Annotated in this window: 21 protein-coding genes; 16 read left to right on the plus strand and 5 right to left on the minus strand. The window is 64.6% G+C overall.

Annotated elements, in window-relative coordinates; all coding sequences use genetic code 11:
• Positions 1–66 precede the first annotated feature (66 nt).
• From PYR64_RS20140 to PYR64_RS20160, 5 genes are all read right to left on the minus strand, one after another.
• On the minus strand, positions 67–717 hold the full coding sequence (locus PYR64_RS20140; RefSeq protein ID WP_275777272.1) for a hypothetical protein: 651 nt from the start codon (positions 715–717) through the stop codon (positions 67–69).
• Complete coding sequence (locus PYR64_RS20145; RefSeq protein WP_026267254.1) at positions 689–1324, minus strand: RDD family protein; 636 nt, start codon at positions 1322–1324, stop codon at positions 689–691. The genes PYR64_RS20140 and PYR64_RS20145 overlap by 29 nt, the downstream gene beginning before the upstream one ends.
• 46 nt (positions 1325–1370) lie before the next feature.
• On the minus strand, positions 1371–2177 hold the full coding sequence (locus PYR64_RS20150) for a hypothetical protein (RefSeq protein WP_018778350.1): 807 nt from the start codon (positions 2175–2177) through the stop codon (positions 1371–1373).
• Complete coding sequence (locus PYR64_RS20155; RefSeq protein WP_018778349.1) at positions 2174–3187, minus strand: hypothetical protein; 1014 nt, start codon at positions 3185–3187, stop codon at positions 2174–2176. The genes PYR64_RS20150 and PYR64_RS20155 overlap by 4 nt, the downstream gene beginning before the upstream one ends.
• Positions 3188–3407: 220 nt before the next feature.
• The gene (locus PYR64_RS20160; RefSeq protein ID WP_039239147.1) at positions 3408–3899 is read right to left on the minus strand and encodes an inorganic diphosphatase; all 492 of its coding nucleotides are present in this window, start codon (positions 3897–3899) and stop codon (positions 3408–3410) included.
• Positions 3900–4111: 212 nt separating this feature from the next.
• Between PYR64_RS20160 and dacB the strand changes: the two genes are divergently transcribed.
• From dacB to PYR64_RS20240, 16 genes are all read left to right on the plus strand, one after another.
• Positions 4112–5557, plus strand: coding sequence for a D-alanyl-D-alanine carboxypeptidase/D-alanyl-D-alanine-endopeptidase (dacB, locus tag PYR64_RS20165; protein ID WP_275780019.1), 1446 nt, complete (start codon positions 4112–4114; stop codon positions 5555–5557).
• Positions 5558–5618: 61 nt separating this feature from the next.
• Positions 5619–6740, plus strand: coding sequence for a zinc-dependent metalloprotease (locus PYR64_RS20170; protein WP_018778346.1), 1122 nt, complete (start codon positions 5619–5621; stop codon positions 6738–6740).
• Between the two features lie 110 nt (positions 6741–6850).
• Complete coding sequence (gene tilS, locus PYR64_RS20175) at positions 6851–7921, plus strand: tRNA lysidine(34) synthetase TilS (RefSeq protein WP_345799348.1); 1071 nt, start codon at positions 6851–6853, stop codon at positions 7919–7921.
• Between the two features lie 31 nt (positions 7922–7952).
• Positions 7953–8504, plus strand: a complete 552-nt coding sequence (gene hpt, locus PYR64_RS20180) for a hypoxanthine phosphoribosyltransferase (protein WP_011772910.1) — start codon at positions 7953–7955, stop codon at positions 8502–8504.
• A gap of 171 nt (positions 8505–8675) precedes the next feature.
• Entirely contained in the window at positions 8676–9521 is an 846-nt protein-coding gene (locus PYR64_RS20185; protein WP_275777281.1) for a hypothetical protein, read from the plus strand.
• A 193-nt stretch (positions 9522–9714) separates the two neighbouring features.
• Positions 9715–11784 (plus strand): ATP-dependent zinc metalloprotease FtsH, encoded by a 2070-nt coding sequence (ftsH, locus tag PYR64_RS20190; protein WP_018778343.1) that lies wholly within the window; start codon positions 9715–9717, stop codon positions 11782–11784.
• Between the two features lie 10 nt (positions 11785–11794).
• A complete protein-coding gene (gene folE, locus PYR64_RS20195) occupies positions 11795–12427 on the plus strand; it encodes a GTP cyclohydrolase I FolE (protein ID WP_018778342.1) in 633 nt (210 codons plus the stop codon).
• A 6-nt stretch (positions 12428–12433) separates the two neighbouring features.
• Complete coding sequence (gene folP, locus PYR64_RS20200; RefSeq protein ID WP_018778341.1) at positions 12434–13339, plus strand: dihydropteroate synthase; 906 nt, start codon at positions 12434–12436, stop codon at positions 13337–13339.
• A gap of 12 nt (positions 13340–13351) precedes the next feature.
• The gene (folB, locus tag PYR64_RS20205; protein WP_018778340.1) at positions 13352–13711 is read left to right on the plus strand and encodes a dihydroneopterin aldolase; all 360 of its coding nucleotides are present in this window, start codon (positions 13352–13354) and stop codon (positions 13709–13711) included.
• Positions 13708–14253 (plus strand): 2-amino-4-hydroxy-6-hydroxymethyldihydropteridine diphosphokinase, encoded by a 546-nt coding sequence (folK, locus tag PYR64_RS20210; protein WP_055976521.1) that lies wholly within the window; start codon positions 13708–13710, stop codon positions 14251–14253. The genes folB and folK overlap by 4 nt, the downstream gene beginning before the upstream one ends.
• The gene (locus PYR64_RS20215) at positions 14250–14771 is read left to right on the plus strand and encodes a DUF3180 domain-containing protein (protein ID WP_275777284.1); all 522 of its coding nucleotides are present in this window, start codon (positions 14250–14252) and stop codon (positions 14769–14771) included. Before folK ends, PYR64_RS20215 begins: the two co-directional genes overlap by 4 nt.
• Complete coding sequence (locus PYR64_RS20220) at positions 14752–15264, plus strand: PH domain-containing protein (protein ID WP_018778337.1); 513 nt, start codon at positions 14752–14754, stop codon at positions 15262–15264. Before PYR64_RS20215 ends, PYR64_RS20220 begins: the two co-directional genes overlap by 20 nt.
• Positions 15261–16805, plus strand: a complete 1545-nt coding sequence (locus PYR64_RS20225) for a PH domain-containing protein (RefSeq protein ID WP_227453627.1) — start codon at positions 15261–15263, stop codon at positions 16803–16805. The genes PYR64_RS20220 and PYR64_RS20225 overlap by 4 nt, the downstream gene beginning before the upstream one ends.
• The gene (locus PYR64_RS20230) at positions 16798–17706 is read left to right on the plus strand and encodes a DUF2520 domain-containing protein (RefSeq protein WP_275777287.1); all 909 of its coding nucleotides are present in this window, start codon (positions 16798–16800) and stop codon (positions 17704–17706) included. The genes PYR64_RS20225 and PYR64_RS20230 overlap by 8 nt, the downstream gene beginning before the upstream one ends.
• A gap of 6 nt (positions 17707–17712) precedes the next feature.
• Positions 17713–18615, plus strand: a complete 903-nt coding sequence (gene panC, locus PYR64_RS20235; RefSeq protein WP_079581979.1) for a pantoate--beta-alanine ligase — start codon at positions 17713–17715, stop codon at positions 18613–18615.
• Positions 18616–18720: 105 nt separating this feature from the next.
• A complete protein-coding gene (locus PYR64_RS20240; protein WP_275777289.1) occupies positions 18721–20208 on the plus strand; it encodes a DHA2 family efflux MFS transporter permease subunit in 1488 nt (495 codons plus the stop codon).
• Positions 20209–20658 lie beyond the last annotated feature (450 nt).

Raw genomic sequence — 20658 nt, forward strand, 5'->3', positions numbered from 1 at the left:
CAGCTCTGCAAGGGCACAATTCCCCTGTTACTTGCTTCGTGACGGGCTCCGCGAACTTCCGGCGGCTCAGTCCAAGGCGGTGGGTCCAGTCAGTACGACGGCGGGCAGCGCACCTGCCGCTGGACGGCCGGCGCCGGGTGTGTCGGAATCGCGCATGGCTCCTTGGATGGCCTTCACCAGCGGGGCCGGATCCTCGTTCGCGGCGAAGACCCAGAACGTATCGCGGGCCCGGAACACTACTGCGTTCCTGCCGCCCGCACCCAGCGAGACCTTGTTCCTTGCCACCAGGCGCCTGTCCGGATCAGTGTTGTCGGCTGTAGTCACGGCCTTGAGCGTCCCAGGCGCGATCGCGTTCCAAGGAAACACCAGCAGGGTGCTCTTTTGCGAGTACTTGGCCACGATTCCCCCGTCAAAGACCAGGAGTTTCCGGAAACTGCCCAGCAGGGTCATGGACCACAGCACCAAACCGGTGAGGGCGCTGGCGGCAATGAAGAGCAGGGGATCACCGAAATGTCCGGCCTCCCGGGTGGAGCGGAGCGGGCTGACGAACTCGGCGATGGTTCCAAAGAGGAAGCCAACCAGCAGGCAGGGAATCAGCGCCTTCCAGTAGATGCGCCGCGAAGAAGCGACATACCGGAGTCGCCCCAGCCCGGGTCCAAGCCGGCGCTCAACACGTCGTACCAGCCAGTTACGGCCGCGCATCCGGGCGCTGGCCATAGAGGTTGGGCAGGTTTTGCTGTTGTGCCGAGGCCGCTTGCTCCGCGGCAACGGCTTTGGGATCCGGGACCGGCTGCTGGCCTTTGGCGATGCCGGAGCGCCGGTCCATGGCAGCAAACTTGGGATCCCAGGTGTCATCTCCGCCGCCGCTCAGTGCAGCAGCGATAACCATGACCACGAAGAACGGGAAGAACGACCAGCAGATGGCGCGCCATCCGCCCAACCAGGCACCCGCCGTCGTGCCGTTCTTGATCCGCACCGAGCGCATGCCTGCAGCGGCGTCACCGACGCTGCCCACAGTTCCCCAGATCATGCCGTAGATGAACAGACCCACGAACCACAGGACGACGTACAGGGTCAGCCAGAAGCCGTCATTGAACCCGAGCGTCGATCCGTTGTTCATCATGGACTCACGGACCACTGCGGCGATGGCTGCCAGGATGACGTAGCCCACCAGGAACACGACCGCATCCAGCACGCGGCCCCAAAAGTGGGCTGCTCCGGATGCCTTGACGAAGTACGCGCCCGTGTCGGGGTGGCGGCGTACGGCACGTCCGGTGAGGGGGTCCACCATGCCGGTTGCGGTTGTGGGCTTCGTAGCGCTCATGAGGGGCTTTCGGTTCGACGGCGGGTTGCGGCTTGATTGCGGGAGATCAGGCCAGCCCGGCAAGTCCGCCCAGGACGCGGGCCAGGGACGGGGCCGATGTTTCCTTCAGTTCGAAGGAAACGCCCTCGCCCTGCTCCGGAAGGCCGGGCTCCTGCGAGCCCTCCACGCGAGGCGTCAGAACGTGGACTCCGGACGGGCCGGTGTAAACGGTGACGGTAGGAAATTCATTGGTGTCGGAGTTGAACGCAACAACGTTGCTTGCGGCCTGCGTATCGGCCAGGGCCGTGGCGGCATGGGCTTCGAACTGGGCTTCCGTGTACACCGCAGGGTCCGAGTCGCGGGCGGCCGCGTGCTCGGGATCCACGAATTCGGCGAGGCGCGGTACCAGTTGATCCCGGGTGACAACGGTGAAGCCGTGAAGGCCGCCTTCGTCCACTTCCTCCAGCAGGACGCCCTCGTCGTGGACGTAGCCGTACAGCCAGCGCTTGCCGGTGGAGACGGTCCGCTCGACGGAGACAACGTTGCTGCCGCTGCGGCGAAGGGTCAGGGCGCCGGTGATTTCCTCCGTGGCGTGCAAACGGGAGGGTTCCGTTTCGCCTTCGAAGATCACCGGGTATACGAGTTCCTTGGCGAGCAGCCCGCGCAAGGCCACGGCGCACATGATGTCCTTGTTGGCGTCCTGGGCTGAAAGCCAGGGCAATGCCACCAGTTGCTCGTGCTGGACGCCGTCCAGTGCCACGACTTCCTCATCGGTCAGCGTGGGCAGGGGCGCTCCGATGGCGCTGGCTGATGCCAGGACCTTGGCTGCGGCCTGGACATCCCGTTCGGTCCAATTCATGGTGCTCGTTGTCATCCGAATATCCCTCCGACAAAGTTTCCGACCGACTTGGCGGCATTACTGACTCCGTCTGCCACCTTACTGCCTACATCCTTGGCGAAATTGCCCACTTCCTTGGCGCCGTCGGCAATGTAACTGCCGGGGTTGCGGGCAAAGTTGGAGATGGAATCCCAATTGTCAGCCACCAGGTTGCCCAGCGCCCACGCTCCGGCAACCAGCCCGGCACCAATGACGATCGGCGCACCGATGGGACCCAGAAGGGCCGCGCCGCCGGCCGTCATGAGCATGATGCTGCCCACGCCGCCCACCACGGACAGCCCGCCGGCAACCCTGTCGCCGGTTCCGCGCCAACCGTCGTGCTGGGGGCTGATCATATCGCTGATGCCGCCCACGATGTTCAGTGGTGCAGCGACAGCTCCGGCGATCCGGAGCCCCTTGGAGAACTTGCTCGCCTCCTGGAATGCCGTGCTGTACGGGATGTTGGCTTTGAGGTCGGTGATGACGTCCGTGACCTTTTCGCCGTTGCGCAGCGCGGTGATGCCGTCCCGCAGCACGCTGCCACCGGCGCGCCAGTTGGTCAGGATCTCTTTGGTCTGCCCGTACCGCAGGTGCCGGGGGATGACGTTTCCGGCGGCGTCCGGCTTGACCGGAAGGAGGTACTTGAAGGCCGTCCACAGCGGAGCAGCCACACCTTTGGCGCCCATGGCGGTGTCGTAGACATCCTTGAGGACGCCCACCGACGTGCCCGAGCCGTCATTGTGGCTGGCGAATTCCTGCTGGTTGGCGTGCTTCTTCAGCTGGCTCGCGTTTTCCCGGAGCATGTTGGCGGCCTTGACCAGGCTCTGCCGGTGCTGGCTGTTCCAGTCACCCTTGAAGACCGTGGCGTCGCGGCCCTGCCAGGCTGTCGTGGAATTGATCGCGTTGGACAGCTGCGTGCTTTGCAGGCTGATGGCGTCGGCGGCTTTGCCCATCACACCCGCCAGACTGCGAAGTTGCGCGATATCCGCGCCGTAAAACCCAGCCATATGGAACCCCCTGTGTGCAAGCATCGAAAAGTCTCGTCCCAGCCTAGGGGGCCGGGCAAGCTCCCGCGATGGGTAGTCATGCCCATCAAAGCAACGCGGGGTCACTTATGGCCCATGTTCGACTCCCGAATGGGCCATAAGTGACCCCGCGTTGCTTTAAAAGCACGACGGCGGTTGGTGGGGTTCCAGGGAACCCCGCCAACCGCCGTCGTGGTCTGCGTTAGTGGCCTGCGGCCGGAACGTAGCGCTTGATGGAGGCTTCCAGCTCGGCTTCGGCGGCGGCGCGGTCGCCCCAACCCTCGGCCTTGACCCACTTGCCGGGCTCCAGGTCCTTGTAACGGGTGAAGAAGTGCTCGATTTCCTTGATCAGGAATTCGCTGACGTCGCTGACTTCCTGGATGTGGTCGAAGCGTGCGTCAACGGGAACGCAAAGGACCTTGGCATCTCCGCCGCCGTCGTCGGTCATGTTGAAGACGCCGATGGGGCGGGATTCAACGATGACGCCCGGGTGGAGGTCGAAGTCCTGCAGGAGCACCAGTGCGTCCAGCGGGTCGCCGTCTTCGCCCAGAGTGTTCTCGAAGAAACCGTAGTGCGTGGGGTACTGCATGGAGGTGAACAGGACGCGGTCCAGGCGGACACGGCCGGTTTCGTGGTCAACTTCGTACTTGACGCGCGATCCCTTGGGGATCTCGATGGTCACGTCGTGCTTCATGGAATGCTCCTTGACGGGTGAGGGTGGGGCGTTGCTCCGCCGAAGCGGCCGCCACGGGTGACGGTGCCTCAGGCAGGCTGCTTAGCCCGGGGCTGGCGGCAGGCAAAAGTACAGCCGGTGCCGCCGACTACTATTGAGGATATAGCGAGAGGCCCGGGTTTCTTGAACCGGCGGTGACATTTCAGGACTGACAGGACCAAGCAACTTCCATGATGGGCGTTAAAAACGGGGGTTCCCGGAAGAGGGTGCCCACGGTGTGGGGGCGCTTGATGTGGCCGGTGCTGTTGGCAGTTGTCCTGCTCTGTGTCGGCGCCGTCGTGGTGTCCGGAATGGCGCCCGGGTTGTTCAGTGTTCCCCGGCCTTCGCCGTCGATCCCCGCGTGGCAGCAGCAACCCACGCAACTGTCCGGCTCCAGCGCGCTGCTGCCCCTGGATGACAAAGCGCCCGTCCCCCTGCCGTCCGAAGTGTCCCGGCTCCTGGACGGGACCCTGAAACCAGATGGCGCGGGCAACATCAGCGGCATGGTCATCGACGCCATCACGGGGAAGGTCCTGTTCGACCGCGACGCCAACGCCAACAGGATCCCGGCGTCCAACATGAAATTGTTGACCGCCGTGGCCGCCCTGAAGGCACTCGGGCCCGACGCGCGGTTCACCACCAAGGTTCTCGGATCCGACAATCCCTCCACAGTGGTCCTGACCGGCGGCGGGGACGTGCTGCTGGGTGCGTCCGCTTCCGACCCTTCCGCCATTCTTGGACGTGCCGGCCTGGCTTCCCTGGCCGCGGACACTGCGGCAGCCCTGGCCGCAGCGGGTGTGCAGGGCCCCATCACGGTGAAGGTGGACGACTCCCTCTTCACCGGACCGGCCCTGAACCCGGCCTGGAGCCTCGACGACGTGGCGGCCGGCGAAACTGCTCCCTTGTATTCCCTCGCGCTGAACTCAGGACGCTATTCACCCGGCGTTCAAACAGGTCCCAGGCCCCAGGACTCTGCCATGACCACCGCCCAGGCTTTCGCGGAGCAGTTGGCGGCGGCCGGCGTCGTGGTGAGTCCCGGCGTCGAACGCGCCAAAGGCCTCCCCACCAAAGTCCTGGCCGCCGCTGAATCCGCCACGGTCAGCGAGCAAGTGGACCTGATGCTGGAGACCTCCGATAACTTCCTGGCCGAGGCCCTGGGGCGGATGACCGCTGCCGCCAGCGGCAAGGAAACCACCTACGACGCCGCCACTGCAGCCGTGCGGCAAAGGCTGGGGGAGTTGGGCATCGCCACGGACTCAATGCAGCTGGCCGACGTTTCGGGACTGGCGTTGGAGAACCAGGTCAGTGCCCGGCAGTTCGCCGAGGTCGTCCGGGCCATTACCAGTGGTCCGGATCCTGCGCTTCGTTCAGCCCTGGACGGTTTTCCCGTTGCGGGACTCACCGGCACCCTCAACGACAGGTACGGCGACGCCAGCACCGCCGGGGGAGCGGGACTGGTCCGCGCCAAGACCGGAACCCTCAACACCGTCATCGCCCTGAGCGGTTATGTGGTGGATGCGGACGGACGGCTCCTGGTGTTCTCCTTCATAGGCAACGGACTGGACCCCGGCGCGGCCGGGAACAAAGTGGCCATGGACCGATCCGCGTCCGTACTGGCCTCCTGCGGCTGCCGGGGCTGAAAGCTCCGCGTCCAGCGAACTTAAGGGTTCACTGTCAGCCACGTGTGGTGTGATGGACCGTATGGTGTCATCTGCCCGCGAATCGTCAGCAGGGGCCCAGTCCCTGATCAATTGGGATCTGGCCGCCGCTACGGCTGCCCGACTTGCCCCCTCCGGCCCTGAGCTCAGCGCCGGGGAAATCGGCAAGGCGGTAGAGAACCTGCGCTTCAACGCGGATATCTCCGTGCCCCACGTGCACGACATCACAGGGCTGGACGCCGCGCGGGACCTGCGCGATTCCCATGTCCTCGTGGTGGACCGGGCCTCGTGGTCCAAGGCCAATACCCAGAGTTTCTCGGTGATGCTCCAGCCTGCGCTGAAGAAGATGCTGGAAAGCCGCAGCGGGGTTGCCATGACACCGGCGGCAGCTGCAACCAGCGGGGCCATCACCGGAACCCAGCTCGGCGCCGTACTGGCCTTCCTCTCCAGCAAAGTGCTCGGCCAGTATGATCCCTTCGCTGCCCTGGCACCCGATTCCACTGTGCCCCCGGGCGGCCGCCTCCTGCTTGTGGCGCCGAACATCATCTCCGTGGAACGCGAACTCAACGTCCACCCGGACGACTTCCGCCTCTGGGTGTGCCTCCACGAGCAAACGCACCGCGTCCAGTTCGCTGCCGCACCCTGGCTCAGGCACCACATGCTCGACGAAATCGAGAAACTCAGCGGCAACCTCCTGGGCAACATGGACTCCCTCGTTGAACGGGCCGGCGCAGTGGCCAAGTCCCTCCGGGACCGCAACCCCACAGAGAAGACACCGGGCCGTGGCGCCATTCTGGACCTCCTGCAGAATCCCGAAGAAAAAGCGTCCCTCTCCCACATCACCGCTGTCATGAGCCTCCTCGAGGGCCACGCCAACGTCGTGATGGATGCCGTCGATTCCAGCATCGTCCCCTCCGTGAAGACCATCCGCCAGCGCTTCAACGACCGCGGCAAGGACCGGGGCGTTGTGGAGAAGTTCATCCGCAACCTCCTCGGCCTGGATGCCAAGATGCGCCAGTACACCGACGGCGCCAAATTCGTCCGCGAAGTCGTTGCCGTGGCCGGGATGGAAGGCTTCAACAAGGTCTGGGAATCCGCCGAGTACCTGCCCACCGAAGAAGAAATCCACAACTCCCGGCTGTGGCTAGAGCGGATGGGCCTTTGAGCCTTCCGGCCGGTTCCGGTGCTGGTTCAGGTTCCGGTGTGGGTTCAGCAGGCAAAGGACGACGCCGGCCCGGACGACTGGCGCCAGTCGTCGGCAAAGCACGGAAACAGTTGCAGAACGCCCTCGCCGTTGCCGGGTACCCCGCGCGGGTGCTCGTGGCCTGCAGCGGAGGTCCGGATTCCCTGGCGCTCGCAGCCATTGCAGCCTATTTCGGCAGGCGCGGCCACGTGGATGGGCATCCGGTGTCCGTTGCCGCCGTCGTGGTTGACCATCAACTGCAGGACGGATCGGCGGAAGTAGCTGCCAGGACCGCATCTGTTTTGCGCGAGCTGGGGCTTTCTCCCGTGGAAGTGCGGACAGTGGACGTCGCAGCAACCGGGTATGGCCCCGAGGCCGCAGCGCGGGACGCCCGGCATGCGGCCCTTGAATCCGCCGCCGATGACCTGGGGTGTGATGCGATCCTGCTCGGCCATACCCTGGATGACCAGGCTGAACAGGTGCTCCTCGGCCTGGCCCGGGGTTCCGGGACACGCTCCTTGGCAGGCATGCGCCCTGCCCGCGGCCGGCTTCTCCGCCCATTCCTCGGTCTCCGCCGCCAGGAAACAGTGGAGATCTGCGACGTCGAGGAACTGGACCCCTGGCACGATCCGAGCAACGCCGATCCCGCCTTCGCCCGCTCCAGGACACGCGTGGAAGTCATGCCGGTCCTCGAAGAAAAGCTTGGGCCCGGGGTGGCTGAATCCCTGGCCCGGACTGCGGCGATCCTTCAGCAGGATGCGGACTTCCTCGAGGATTTGGCCAACGAGACCTATCTCTCACTCGTCCATCGTGAGGATGGGGGCGTCTGGCTGCCGGAGGACGCCGTCCGCGGACTTCCGCCGGCGTTAAGGTTCCGGGTCATCGCCAAGGCTGCAGCCGACGTCGGGGGTCAACAACCCGGGTACGGTCGGCTTCAAGCCGCGGAAGCCCTGCTGCGCAGGCAGGGGTCGGCCGGGCCCGTGCAGCTTCCCGGCCACGTCAGCGTTTCACGTCTGTCCCTCAGCGATCTGGCGCAGGAAAGGACCGTTTCCGCGGGCGCTCCGCCGGCGGATGCGACCGGTGATTCGGCCAACGCCGGTCCCCGCGAAGCCGCGCGCTGTGGGAAGCTAGTATTCCGGCATCAGAAACCGTCCCAGCAGTAGCCGCACCCGAGCATCAAAACAGGAGCCATTGGTGGATTCAAACGACGTCCAGGCAGATCTCAAGCACGTTCTTTACACCAAAGAGCAGATCCAAACGCGTATCGCGGAACTCGCAGCGCAGATCGACAAGGACTACGAAGGCCGCGACATCCTCATTGTCGGGGTCCTCAAGGGTGCGGTCATGGTCATGGCTGACCTTGCCCGCGCACTGCACAGCCACGTCAGCATGGACTGGATGGCTGTCTCGTCCTATGGCTCCGGCACCCAGTCCTCCGGCGTCGTCCGGATCCTCAAGGACCTCGACACCGACCTCATGGGCAAAGACGTGCTCATTGTTGAGGACATCATCGATTCCGGCCTCACTCTTTCCTGGCTGAAGTCGAACCTCGAATCCCGCGGTACCGCCAGCGTCGAGATCTGCACCGCTTTCCGGAAGCCGACCGCCGCCAAGGTGGAAATCGACGTCAAGTACGTCGGCTACGACATTCCCAACGAGTTCGTTGTCGGCTACGGCCTGGACTACGCCGAGAAGTACCGCAACCTCGACTTCGTGGGCACCCTGGCCCCGCACGTTTACGAGTAACCACCCGGTTCCCGCTTCGCCGCGCCACTTTCCGCCGACCGCACCTGCAACCGGGTGCCTTTGGTGGAAGGGGCGCGGCGTTGCTGATTAACGGGTGCGAATGGCCTGGGTGGTTGATCTTTGGCTTGACCGGGCCTGCCGCCTCTCCGCTTGCCGGGGCTAAACTGAACCATGACCGGTGCTTCTGCCCGTCTTCTGACCTGGCTTGCCGTCATGGCGACGCTCCTCACGGCCTGCACTCCCGCCGTCGACCTCCCCGGGACCGATGCCGGCCAGCCGGTCGCGACCTCTTCCGCCATGCCGACTGCGAGCGAAACCACCGCGGCCCCGTCTACGAACACCCAACCTCCCCCTCCGGCTGTGGCTCCAATCCCAGCTGCACCTCCCGTCCCGGCGGCGCCTCCGGCGATTCCCCAGCCGTTCGCGTTCAACCTGTACCAGGCGGGTGACTTCGTACCGCAGTACACCTTCGATTGGTGCGTTGCGGCGAGCGTCCAGATGGCCCACAACCTCATTGACGACACCGGCGGGGCTTCCTGGACCGACTCTGCGCAGCAGGGTCAACTGTGGGAGATGGCAAGGGCCAGATCATCCGATTCGTTCAACGGTGCCAACCCGTTCGGTTGGGCGCAGGTGCTGACCGAATCCGGCATGGGGCCGTACACGGTGGTGAGCGTCGCGGATTATGGCGGCGCCCTGCAAACGGCTGCGCGCGCCATGGCGGGTACCGGGCGACCGGTTGGCCTGGTCATGTGGAGCGGCCGCCACGCGTGGGTCATGAGCGGATTCGAATCGATGGGCGATCCCGCCCAGTTCCCGGACTTCAAGGTAACGGGGATTCACGTCATGGATCCGCTGTACCCATACGGCAGCGGGCAGTGGGGGCCATCGCCCGAGCCCAACAGCCTGCTCAGTCCGGAGCAGCTGGCCACGCAGTTCGTGGTCCGGGAGCCCCGACGCTGGAGCAGCGGACTCCCGACCGGCTACTTGCTGGTCCTCCCCGTCGCTGCGGCCTGAACGAACCAGCAACAAACCCTGTCCACTCGAGCCCACCGCGAGTATCCTGTGTACGCCCAGAGGGAACTTTTGGACTTTCCAGTGCGTGAATTACTGGGAACGGTGTATAGCTTGAAACCGAAGCAGCACCACTCGCGCGCAGAAGTTGCGCCTTGCAGCACTACCAGGAGGGACGGGGCAAAACCCCGATCAGATGAAAGCTAAGAGTTTCTTCAAGGGCCCGGGCATCTGGATTGTTGTCGTCGTTGGCTTGCTCCTGGTGGCATTCGCAACACTGGCTCCGGGCGGTTCCACACGCATTGACACCAAGGAAGGCCTGGATCTCCTGTCGCAAAGCGGCAAGGTCGAGCAGGCCAAGATCTTCGACGCCGAGAACCGCGTCGACTTGGTGCTGAAGGACAACCTGAACCTGGATGGACAGGACAAGGGCAAGAATGTCCAGTTCTTCTACGTCACGGATCGTGGTCCGGATGTCGTGAAGGCTGTTACCAACGCCAACCCGGACAAGGGCTTTACTGACCAGCCCGTCGAGAACAACTGGTTCTCCGGCCTGTTCTCGCTCCTTATCCCGGTGCTGTTGCTCGGTGTCCTGTTCTGGTTCCTGCTGTCCCGCATGCAGGGCGGCGGCTCCAAGGTCATGCAGTTCGGCAAGTCCAAGGCCAAGCTGGTCAACAAGGACATGCCCCAGGTGACGTTCTCCGACGTTGCCGGTGCTGACGAGGCCGTGGAAGAGCTCCAGGAAATCAAGGAATTCCTCCAGGAACCGGCGAAGTTCCAGGCGGTCGGCGCCAAGATCCCCAAGGGTGTGCTGCTCTACGGCCCTCCGGGTACCGGTAAGACCCTGCTCGCCCGTGCTGTCGCAGGCGAAGCCGGTGTTCCGTTCTTCTCCATCTCCGGCTCGGACTTCGTGGAGATGTTCGTCGGTGTGGGTGCCTCCCGCGTCCGCGACCTCTTCGAGCAGGCCAAGGCCAGTTCGCCGGCAATCATCTTCGTGGATGAGATCGACGCCGTCGGCCGTCACCGCGGTGCCGGCATCGGCGGCGGAAACGACGAGCGTGAGCAGACCCTGAACCAGCTCCTTGTGGAGATGGATGGCTTCGACGTCAAAACCAACGTCATTCTCATCGCGGCGACGAACCGTCCCGACGTCCTGGACCCCGCACTGTTGCGCCCGGGCCGTTTTGACCGGCAGATCACCGTGGAAGCTCCGGACATGATCGGTCGCGAACAGATCCTCAATGTCCACGCCAAGGGCAAGCCCATGGCTCCCGGCATCGACCTCAGGGCTGTTGCCAAGAAGACCCCCGGCTACACAGGTGCCGACCTGGCCAACGTCTTGAACGAGGCCGCGCTGCTGACCGCCCGTTCAAATGCGAACCTCATTGATGACCGTGCGTTGGACGAGGCAATCGACCGCGTCATGGCCGGCCCGCAAAAGCGCAGCCGCGTGATGAAGGAACTCGAGCGCAAGATCACCGCCTACCACGAAGGCGGCCACGCCTTGGTGGCGGCAGCACTGCGGAATTCCGCCCCGGTCACCAAGATCACCATCCTTCCCCGCGGCCGTGCACTCGGCTACACCATGGTGATCCCCGAGGACGACAAGTACTCGGTCACCCGCAACGAACTGCTCGATCAGATGGCCTACGCCATGGGCGGCCGCGTCGCAGAGGAGATCGTGTTCCACGACCCCTCCACCGGTGCCTCCAACGACATCGAGAAGGCCACCTCCACTGCCCGCAAGATGGTGACGCAGTACGGCATGAGCGAACGCGTTGGTGCCGTGAAGCTGGGCCAGGGTGGCGGCGAGCCGTTCCTCGGCCGCGATGCCGCACAGGAGCGCAACTTCTCGGACCAGATCGCGTACGTCGTGGACGAGGAAGTTCGTCGCCTGATCGACCAGGCACACGACGAGGCCTACGCCATCCTTACCGAAAACCGGGACGTCCTGGACCGCCTGGCACTGGAACTCCTGGAACGGGAAACCCTGAACCAGGCTGAGATCGCCGAGATCTTCCACGACATCCGGAAGCGCGATTTCCGCGAGATCTGGTTGTCCAAGGAATCCCGTCCGGTCCAGTCCATTCCGCCGGTGGAAAGCCGTGCAGAAAAGGCCGAGCGGGAAGCCCAGGAGGAGGCCAAGAAGGCTCGCCTGGACGAACCGTTGGACACCGTAGCTCCGCACGCACAGGGCGTCAGTAGCCAGGACTCCTTCCAGGCGCCGCAGCCCGACGGCGGCAACGACCACCCGCATCACGGCTAAGCTTTCTGCTGTGACTCATTTCGACGACGACGACCTCGCCGCCGCCCACGGTTCCGCCACGGGCTCCAAAGCCCACTCCAAGGTGGACCGTCCGCGCATTGAAGCGGCTGTCCGCGAGATCCTGCTGGCAATTGGTGAAGACCCTGACCGTGGCGGGCTGCAGGACACGCCAAAGCGCGTGGCCAAAGCCTATGCCGAGGTGTTCGCGGGCCTGCACCAGCACCCCGCGGACGTCCTGTCCACCACCTTCGACCTCGACCACGAAGAGCTTGTCCTGGTGAAGGACATTCCCTTCTACTCCACGTGCGAACACCACCTGGTGCCGTTCCACGGAGTAGCGCATGTCGGTTACATTCCGTCACATGACGGCAAGGTGACCGGCCTCAGCAAGCTGGCACGGCTGGTGGATATCTACGCCCGCCGGCCGCAGGTGCAGGAGCGCCTCACCACGCAGATCGTGGAGGCCCTGGTGAAGCACCTCAACCCGCGCGGGGCGATTGTCGTCGTCGAATGCGAACACATGTGTATGTCCATGCGCGGCATCCGCAAGCCCGGCGCGAAGACCGTCACCAGCGCGGTGCGCGGTCAACTCCATGACCCGGCCACCCGCGCCGAGGCCATGAGCCTCATCATCGGAAGGTAAGCATTTATGGACTCCCTCGCTGCAGCACCCGGAACCGGCCCGGCCACAAGCCCGCTGCCGGTTCTCCGTAAGCCGCGGCCCGCGGCCAGGTTCGAGGACCTGCCCACGGACCGCACGCTCGTCATGGGAATCCTCAACGTCACCCCGGATTCCTTCAGCGACGGCGGCACGCACCGCACACCGGACACAGCCATTGCGCTGGGCCTGCGGATGTTCTACGCCGGCGCTGACATCATCGATGTCGGCGGCGAGTCCACCCGTTCGGGCGCGGAACCTGTTTCCCCCGAAGAAGAACAGCGCCGCGTGCTGCCGGTGATCCAGGCCCTGGTGAAGGCCGGTGCGCTGGTCAGCATCGACACCATGCACACCTCCACGGCGGCCGCCGCTGTTGAGGCCGGAGCTGCCATCATCAACGATGTGTCCGGCCTGACCATCGAGCCCGATATGCCCGAGCTCGTGGCCCGCACCAAGGTCCCGTACATCCTGACGCACCGCCGGGGCGACGCCCTGACCATGGACAGCCTGACGGACTACAACAACGTCACCGAGGACGTGGTGGCCGAGCTGAGCGGCGTCCGCGACAAGCTGTATGCCGCCGGCGTTGCCCCGGAACAGATCATCGTCGATCCCGGTATCGGGTTCTCCAAGAACGAGAACCAGAACTGGGAACTCCTGAAGAACCTGGACCAGTTGTTCGTCCTGGGACACAAGGTGATGGTGGCCGCTTCACGCAAGCGCTTCCTTGGCTCGCTCCTCACAGTGGCCGGCAAGTCGGCAGCGCCGTTGGAGCGCGACTCCGCCACCGCCGCCATCACCGCTCTGAGTGCTGCCCAAGGCGCTTGGGCTGTCCGCGTCCACGACGTCGGCCCCAGCCTTGACGCCGTCAAGGTTGCCGCCCGTATCGCCCGCTGATTGGATAACGCTGTGGACAGGATTACGCTGACCGGCGTCACCGCCGTCGGTTATCACGGGGTGTTCGATTTCGAGCGCCGTGACGGCCAGCCCTTCGTCGTGGATGCCGTGCTGCACACGGATTTCACCAAGGCTGCCGAGACCGACGACCTGCAGTACACAGCGCACTACGGCGAAGTCGCCGAGTTGATCACGAAGCACATCGAGGGCGAGCCCTTGAACCTGATCGAGGGTCTCGCGGTCAGGATCGCCGAGGCCATCCTCGCGAACTACAGCGTGACCGCCGTCGACGTTACCGTCCACAAACCCAAGGCGCCCATTGAGGTTCCGTTCGGCGATGTGACCGTCAGCGTCCACCGGGAGCGATCATGAGCCCTGGCTATACCAAGGTCATTCTGGCTTTGGGCAGCAACCTGGGGGAGCGCAACGACACTCTTTCCACGGCCGTTGCCGACCTCGTTGATCCGCCGGAGGTCCGCCTCCTGGGGGTTTCTCCGGTGGTGCAGACCAAAGCGGTCGGCGGGCCGGAAGGACAGCCTGATTTCCTGAATATGGTCATGGCGGTGGAGACCACGCTCACTCCCTTGGAGCTGCTCAAGCATTGCCACGAGATCGAACAGAAGCATCACCGAACCCGTGAAGTGCGTTGGGGTCCCAGGACTCTTGATGTGGACATCATCGTTTTCGGGGACCTTGCAAGCGACGACCCCGTCCTCACCATCCCGCATCCCAGGGCAGCCGAGCGGGCTTTCGTGCTCTACCCCTGGTCGCTGCTTGAGCCACACGCCCGGCTGAATGGCCACAGCGTGGCTGAACTGGCCGCCGTCGCAGCCGACATGCCGGACATCCGCAGGTTCGACGGCTTTGGCGACGTCGCCGGCGTACCTGCCACAGGGGCGGTGGAGCCGCAGTGAAAGCCATGCGCCCGGTTGTTTTGGTGCTCATCGCCGTCATCGCTGCCGTCGTAGGCTGGCTGGCCACTGTCTCTACCAACCGTTTCAGCATGCCCACCCCTGTCCTGCCAACGTCCGCGTTGATCACCATGGGTGTCATCGCCGGACTCACGCTCGTCATGGGCGTGCGGGTCCTGCGGTGGCGAAACGGCAAGAAGAAGAACATGCTGAATCCGATTCTTGCCGCCAGGACCCTGATCCTTGCCCAGGCCTGCGCTTACGCTGGAACGCTCCTCCTTGGCTGGCATGCGGGTATCGGCGTGGACCTCCTGCGGATCGGCACGCTGCGCACCGGTGAAGGCATCCTGTGGAATGCACTGCTGATGGGTGGCGGCGGTGTGGTGATGGTGGTCGTCGGCCTGGTAGTGGAGCGTTTTTGCCGGATACCGCCGGAGGACATCGAAGGCGGCTCCGCCGGTCCTGAAACCCGCCGGGGCGAAACCAAAGGCGAAGGCGAATATGCCTACCGAGGCGATTGACCCTCCCGGCGTCCAGTGGCTCCGGGTTTCCCCCAAGTACGTCACTGTCCGCTTGGTGGAGTGGGCCATCGGAAATGTGCTGATGGTTGCCGTCCTCAGCCTGCCGCTTGTCTTCGTGCTTCTGGGATGGTGGCGGTGGCCCCCGTTGTGGCTGGCCATTGCTGTTCCTGCCGTGATGCTGGTGCTCGCACTATGGCGTCTGGCCCTCATTCCGCGCCAGGTGCGTGCCATTGGATACGCCGAACGCGACGATGACCTGCTCATTCGCCGGGGCATCTTCTTCCAGCGCACCATGGTGGTTCCGTACGGCCGCATGCAATACGTTGATGTCGCCGTCGGGCCGGTTGAGCGCAGCCTGGGGCTGTGCACGCTGAAACTCCACACCGCTTCCACCGGTACGAATGCCCAGCTCCCCGGCCTTCCTGCCCAGGAAGGCGCCCGCTTGCGCGAACAGCTTTCGGCCCGCGGAGAAGCCAGGCTGGCCGGGCTGTGAGCCCGGGAGACTCTGCGGTGGTGTTACCGGACAAAGCCGTCGACGGCGACTGGAAGCGGGTCCATCCTGCCTCGCCTTTCGTCCGCGGCTGGGTGGCGTTGGCCGCCGTCGGGTTCTTCTTCAGCAGGGACGCTTTCGAGCGGATGCTGCAGGGCCGGGATTTTGTGGATCCGCACCTGAGCGGCCGGGTGCCGTGGCTCCTGGCCGGTGGCGCTGTGGTGCTGCTCCTGACAGTCGGCGGTTTCATTCTCAGCTGGTACTTCACCCGCTACCAGGTGGCCGAAGGCTTTGTCCGGGTGAACACGGGTTTCCTGTTCAAGCAGCAGCGGCAGGCGCGCCTGGACCGCGTTCAGGCCATCGACATTGTGCAGCCGCTTCTGGCGCGGATTTTCGGTCTCGCAGAACTCAAGTTTGAGGTGGCCGACGCCGGCGAGTCGGCCGTGCGGCTGGCGTACCTTCCCATCGACCAGGCCAAGCAGCTGCGCGCCACGATCCTTGCGCGGGCGGCGGGTGTGGTCAGCGGGGCCGGGTCGGAGCAGGAGATCCCGGAAGCCCCGGAGCATGTTGTCCTGTCCGTGCCTCCGGCGCGCCTCCTCGGTTCCCTGCTGCTGAGTGAACAGACCGTGGGCATCCTCCTCGGGGCCGCCGCGGTGGTCTCAACCTCGGTCCTTCTGGACAACACAGCAATCTTCCTGGCCCTCATCCCCGCCATCCTAGGTATCGGCGCTTCGTATTGGAGTTCATTCAACAAGGGCTACAACTTCACCGCGGCCATATCGCCGGACGGCATCCGGCTCCGCTACGGACTCCTGGATACGCAGGCCCAGACGCTCCCCCCGGGCCGTATCCAGGCCGTGATGGTCAGGCAGCCCCCCATCTGGAGGCTCTTCGGTTGGTACCGGATGCACGTCAATGTGGCCGGCTACGGCGCCGCGGGGAATTCCGACGGCGCTGCCCGCACCATGCTGCTCCCCGTGGGGTTGAAGCCGGACGTCCTGCGGATGATGTCCTTGGTGTTGCCGGATCCCGGGGTGGACGAACCCGCGGCCGTCTTTGATGCCGGTTTGGAGGGACTGGCGCCGTCGGGCCGCGTCCCGGCCGGCACTGATGGATTCGTTACGACACCCCGCCGTGCACGGTTGCTGGCTCCGTTGGGCTGGCGTCGGAACGGCTTTTTGGCCACCGGGACCGCCCTGCTGATCCGGTCCGGCCGATGGTGGCGCACCCTGGTAATGGTGCCGCATCAACGCACACAGTCCATGGCGTTGCACCAAGGGCCGCTGGCACGGCGCTTTGGTGTGGCTGATCTTGTCCTCCACACCACAGCGGGCCCGGTGCTTCCCCGCGTGTTCCAGGCCGGGGTGTCCCAGGCAGTTGAGCTTTTCGACCAGCAGGCCGCCCGTGCCCGGGAGGCACGGAAGCGGCAGACCAGCGAACAATGGCTGGCGCAGGTGGCGCCGCAAGCCCCGGAAGTTGCCGCAGCGGCAGCACAGCCAGAAGAACCCCAAACACCTAACCAGGAGGACCGCCACGATGGCTAAGCCAGGACGACTCGGAGTCGGGATCGTAGGTGCAGGCAAAGTGGGCGCTGTCCTGGGCGCGGCTTTGCGCGCGGCCGAGCACGCCGTCGTCGGGGTTTCCGCTGTGTCCGAGGCGAGCCGCGAGCGGGCCGAAAATCTGCTGCCGGGCGTTCCGATCCTTGAAATCCAGGACATCGTCGAGCGTTCCGAGCTGGTGCTGTTGGCCGTGCCGGATGATTCGCTGGGCGAATTGGTGGCGGGCCTGGCAAAGCTGGGAGCCTGGCAGCCCGGCCAGTTGGTGGCCCACACCTCGGGCCGGTTCGGGGTCGGAATCCTCAACCCTGTGCGGTCCGCCGGCGCGATTCCACTGGCCCTTCACCCGGCCATGACCTTCACGGGCATGAGCCTGGACCTGACCCGCCTCATGGACTGCACTTTCGGCGTCACCGCGGACGCTGCCATGCTGCCGATTGCCCAGGCGCTCGTAGTGGAGATGGGCGCCGAGCCCGTGGCGATCGCCGAAGCCGACCGCACCCTCTATCACGCAGCCCTTGCACACAGCTCGAACCACATGGTCACCTTGGTGGCCCAGGCCTCGCAGATGCTGCGGGAAATCGGCGTTGAGACACCGGAATCCATGCTCGGTCCGCTGCTGCGCGCCACGCTGGAAAATGCCCTCGCATCGGGCGAATCCGCACTGACCGGCCCGGTGGCCCGCGGAGATGTGGGTACGGTAACGGCGCACGCCCAGGCGTTGAAGGAGTACGACGCCGGTGCGGGCGGCGATGTCCTCGCGGCCTACCAGGCCATGGCCCGGGCCACCGCACTCAGGGCAGGCAACAGGGGACTGCTGCGCCCGGAACAATTGACTGGTATCGACGAGGCTTTGGACGCAGATCCCAAGGCGCCGGAAGGAAACTGAACAACAATGGCCATCAAACTCGTCACCACAGCATCGGAATTGCGTGCGGAAAGTGCCCGGCTTCTCGCTGAAAAACGCGGGAGTTCTCAGGGCCTGGTCCCCACCATGGGCGCACTGCACCAGGGCCACGCAGCGTTGGCCCGCACTGCGGTGGCTGATAACGATGTTGTGGTGGCCACGGTTTTCGTCAACCCGCTGCAGTTCGGTGATGCCGTGGATCTGGACCGTTATCCCCGCACGCTTGAGGCCGACATGGACCTCCTCGATGCCGAAGGCGTGGACCTTGTTTTCGCGCCGTCCTTGGAGGAGGTCTACCCGGGCGGGCAACCGTTGGTGCGGGTGACCGCCGGCCCGCTGGGCGAAAAGTGGGAAGGCGCCTCGCGTCCCGGGCATTTCGACGGCGCCCTGACCGTGGTTGCCAAACTGCTGCACTATGGACTCCCCGGCGGAGCGGCAGCGGACGGCACGACGGCGGCCTACCGTGCCTACTTTGGGCAGAAGGACGCGCAGCAGCTGGCCTTGGTGAAGCGGATGGTCTCGGACCTGAACTTCCCCGTGGAGATTGTTCCCGTGCCGATTGTCCGGAGCGACGACGGATTGGCGCTGTCCAGCCGCAACCGGTTCCTCTCGGACGAAGAGCACGAGGCCGCCTTGGTGTTGTCGCGGGCTTTGCGCCTTATTGAGTCGCGCGCAAACGCGCACGAACCGCTTGACCTGGATTCCGCCGTCGCGCTTGTTGAATCCCAGCCGTTGGTGGAATTGGACTACTTCGACGTCGTCGACCCCGCCACCTTGGAACCCCTCGCCGAAAACTGCAAGGAAACGCCGTTCCGCGGCGAAGGGCTGGCGATTATCGCGGCCAAAGTCGGTCCGGTCCGGCTCATCGACAACGCCCCATTGTTTTCCTAAGGTTTGGTTTTTCCCCCGTGACGGGAATTCGCTGGGCGTTTAGACTGTTCAAGTCTTCACCGGCACCGCTCGCCGGACACCAAATCCAAACCTTGGGGAATCCTCATGTCTACCGACGTCACGTCCGACGCTAACGGCAAACCCGAATCCGGCACTTCCGGAGCCGCCGCCTCGGCAGGGACAACGTCCACGCAGGCTCCGGCCTCCGGAAAGATGTCGCGTGAGTCCGTGACGGTCATCGTCACGCTGCTGGTGGCGACCTTCGTGGTGATCCTCAACGAGACCATCATGAACGTTGCCTTGCAGCGCCTCATGACGGATCTTCAGGTGAGTGCTTCCACGGTTCAGTGGCTTGCCACCGGGTTCATGCTCACCATGGCAGTGGTCATCCCCACCACGGGCTTCATCCTGCAACGCATGAGTACCCGGGGCGCGTTCATGCTTGCCATGGGACTCTTCAGCGGCGGCACTTTGCTGGCGGCGTTGGCACCCGGATTCCTGGTGCTGCTGCTGGCCCGCATCGTCCAGGCCGGCGGAACGGCCATCATGCTGCCGCTGCTGATGACCACCATCCTCACGTTGGTTCCCATGTCCAAGCGCGGCGCCGTCATGGGCAACGTGAGCATTGCCATTTCCGTGGCGCCTGCGATGGGGCCCACCGTTTCCGGCATCATCCTTGACCATTTCTCGTGGCGTTTCATGTTCGTGTTCGTGTTGCCGGTCGCCTTGGCTGCTTTCGCGATTGGTGCCAAGTACCTCACCAATGTGGGGGAGCGCGAGAAGACGACCCTCGACGTCACGTCCGTGATCCTGACGGTTCCGGCCTTCGGTGGACTGGTCTATGGCCTTAGCCAGATCGGTGGTTCCAACGCGGGGGTTGTTCCGGTGATCGCCCTGGTGGTCGGCCTTCTATGCCTGGCGCTGTTTGTCGTCCGGCAGCTCAAGCTGCAGGAGTCCGATGCTCCGCTGCTGGACCTGCGCGCCTTCAAGTTCCGCATGTTCACGGTGTCCACGTTGTTGATGGTGGTGGCAATGATGGCGCTGTTTGGCGGAGTCATCCTGCTTCCGCTGTACCTGCAGAACACCTTGCACTTGCAGCCCCTGGAGACCGGGCTGGCCTTGCTGCCCGGCGGTTTGGCCATGGGCCTGCTGGGCCCCGTCATCGGCAGGATCTTCGACAAGGTGGGCCCTTTGCCCCTGACCCTGTCCGGTTCGGTCCTGATGGTGCTGACCTTGTGGCAGTTCTCGCGGCTTGATGAGGCCAGTTCGCTTGGTTGGGTGATTGCCCTTCACGTGGCCCTGAGCTTCGGCCTTGCGCTGCTGTTTACTCCGGCCTTCACCACGGGCCTGAACCCGCTGCCGCCGCACCTCTACTCGCACGGTTCGGCGATTATCAGCACGGCCCAGCAGGTTTCAGGTGCAGCCGGTACCGCGCTGCTCGTGTCCATTTACGCTGTGGTTTCTGCTTCGTCTGGTCTGGTGGCCGGCATGCAGGCGGCCTTCCTGGCCGCGACCGTCATTGCCCTCGCCGCCGTGGTGCTCAGTGCCATGATGCGGAAGACCGAAGGCGCGGGAGGCCACGGCGGCCACTGACCCTCACTCACATCCCGCGGGTTTGGGCGTGACCCTCGCTCACATCCCTCGGGTTTCAGGCCGACGCTTGCTCACATCCCTAGGGTTTGGGCCGGTCGCTTGCTCATTTTCTTCGACGCTCTCTCACTTTGGTGGGGGAGCGTTGTTGTTTTGGTGTCGGGTGTCGTCTTTGGGGGTTCGACGGCGGTTGTTGGGTTGGGTGTGTGGGTGTCCGGGGGGTTTGGGTGGGTTGTGATGGGGTTCACGGTGGTTGTTTTGGTGGGTTTGGGGGTGGTTTGCTGGGTTGGTGGGGTTGTTTGGGTTGTGTTTGCGGGGTTTTTGGGTGGTGTTGGGGTGGATTTGGTGTGGGGGTGGGGCGCGTGTAAAGTTATTCGAGTCGCCGCCGCTGATGCGGAAAGATAGCGACCGACTCCCTTTCAAATCACCGGTTCCGGTTGTGCTTTTGTGTGC

The organism is Paenarthrobacter sp. Y-19, from assembly GCF_029223985.1.
Taxonomy (GTDB): Bacteria; Actinomycetota; Actinomycetes; order Actinomycetales; family Micrococcaceae; genus Arthrobacter; species Arthrobacter nicotinovorans.

What these genes read in the sequence shown, in the direction of transcription:
- PYR64_RS20140 (WP_275777272.1), bottom strand. Translation starts at nt 717, where the DNA reads ATGGCCAGCGCCCGGATGCGCGGCCGTAACTGGCTGGTACGACGTGTT.
- PYR64_RS20145 (WP_026267254.1), bottom strand. Translation starts at nt 1,324, where the DNA reads ATGAGCGCTACGAAGCCCACAACCGCAACCGGCATGGTGGACCCCCTC.
- PYR64_RS20150 (WP_018778350.1), bottom strand. Translation starts at nt 2,177, where the DNA reads ATGACAACGAGCACCATGAATTGGACCGAACGGGATGTCCAGGCCGCA.
- PYR64_RS20155 (WP_018778349.1), bottom strand. Translation starts at nt 3,187, where the DNA reads ATGGCTGGGTTTTACGGCGCGGATATCGCGCAACTTCGCAGTCTGGCG.
- PYR64_RS20160 (WP_039239147.1), bottom strand. Translation starts at nt 3,899, where the DNA reads ATGAAGCACGACGTGACCATCGAGATCCCCAAGGGATCGCGCGTCAAG.
- dacB (WP_275780019.1), top strand. Translation starts at nt 4,112, where the DNA reads ATGGGCGTTAAAAACGGGGGTTCCCGGAAGAGGGTGCCCACGGTGTGG.
- PYR64_RS20170 (WP_018778346.1), top strand. Translation starts at nt 5,619, where the DNA reads ATGGTGTCATCTGCCCGCGAATCGTCAGCAGGGGCCCAGTCCCTGATC.
- PYR64_RS20185 (WP_275777281.1), top strand. Translation starts at nt 8,676, where the DNA reads ATGACCGGTGCTTCTGCCCGTCTTCTGACCTGGCTTGCCGTCATGGCG.
- ftsH (WP_018778343.1), top strand. Translation starts at nt 9,715, where the DNA reads ATGAAAGCTAAGAGTTTCTTCAAGGGCCCGGGCATCTGGATTGTTGTC.
- folP (WP_018778341.1), top strand. Translation starts at nt 12,434, where the DNA reads ATGGACTCCCTCGCTGCAGCACCCGGAACCGGCCCGGCCACAAGCCCG.
- folK (WP_055976521.1), top strand. Translation starts at nt 13,708, where the DNA reads ATGAGCCCTGGCTATACCAAGGTCATTCTGGCTTTGGGCAGCAACCTG.
- PYR64_RS20220 (WP_018778337.1), top strand. Translation starts at nt 14,752, where the DNA reads ATGCCTACCGAGGCGATTGACCCTCCCGGCGTCCAGTGGCTCCGGGTT.
- PYR64_RS20230 (WP_275777287.1), top strand. Translation starts at nt 16,798, where the DNA reads ATGGCTAAGCCAGGACGACTCGGAGTCGGGATCGTAGGTGCAGGCAAA.
- panC (WP_079581979.1), top strand. Translation starts at nt 17,713, where the DNA reads ATGGCCATCAAACTCGTCACCACAGCATCGGAATTGCGTGCGGAAAGT.
- PYR64_RS20240 (WP_275777289.1), top strand. Translation starts at nt 18,721, where the DNA reads ATGTCTACCGACGTCACGTCCGACGCTAACGGCAAACCCGAATCCGGC.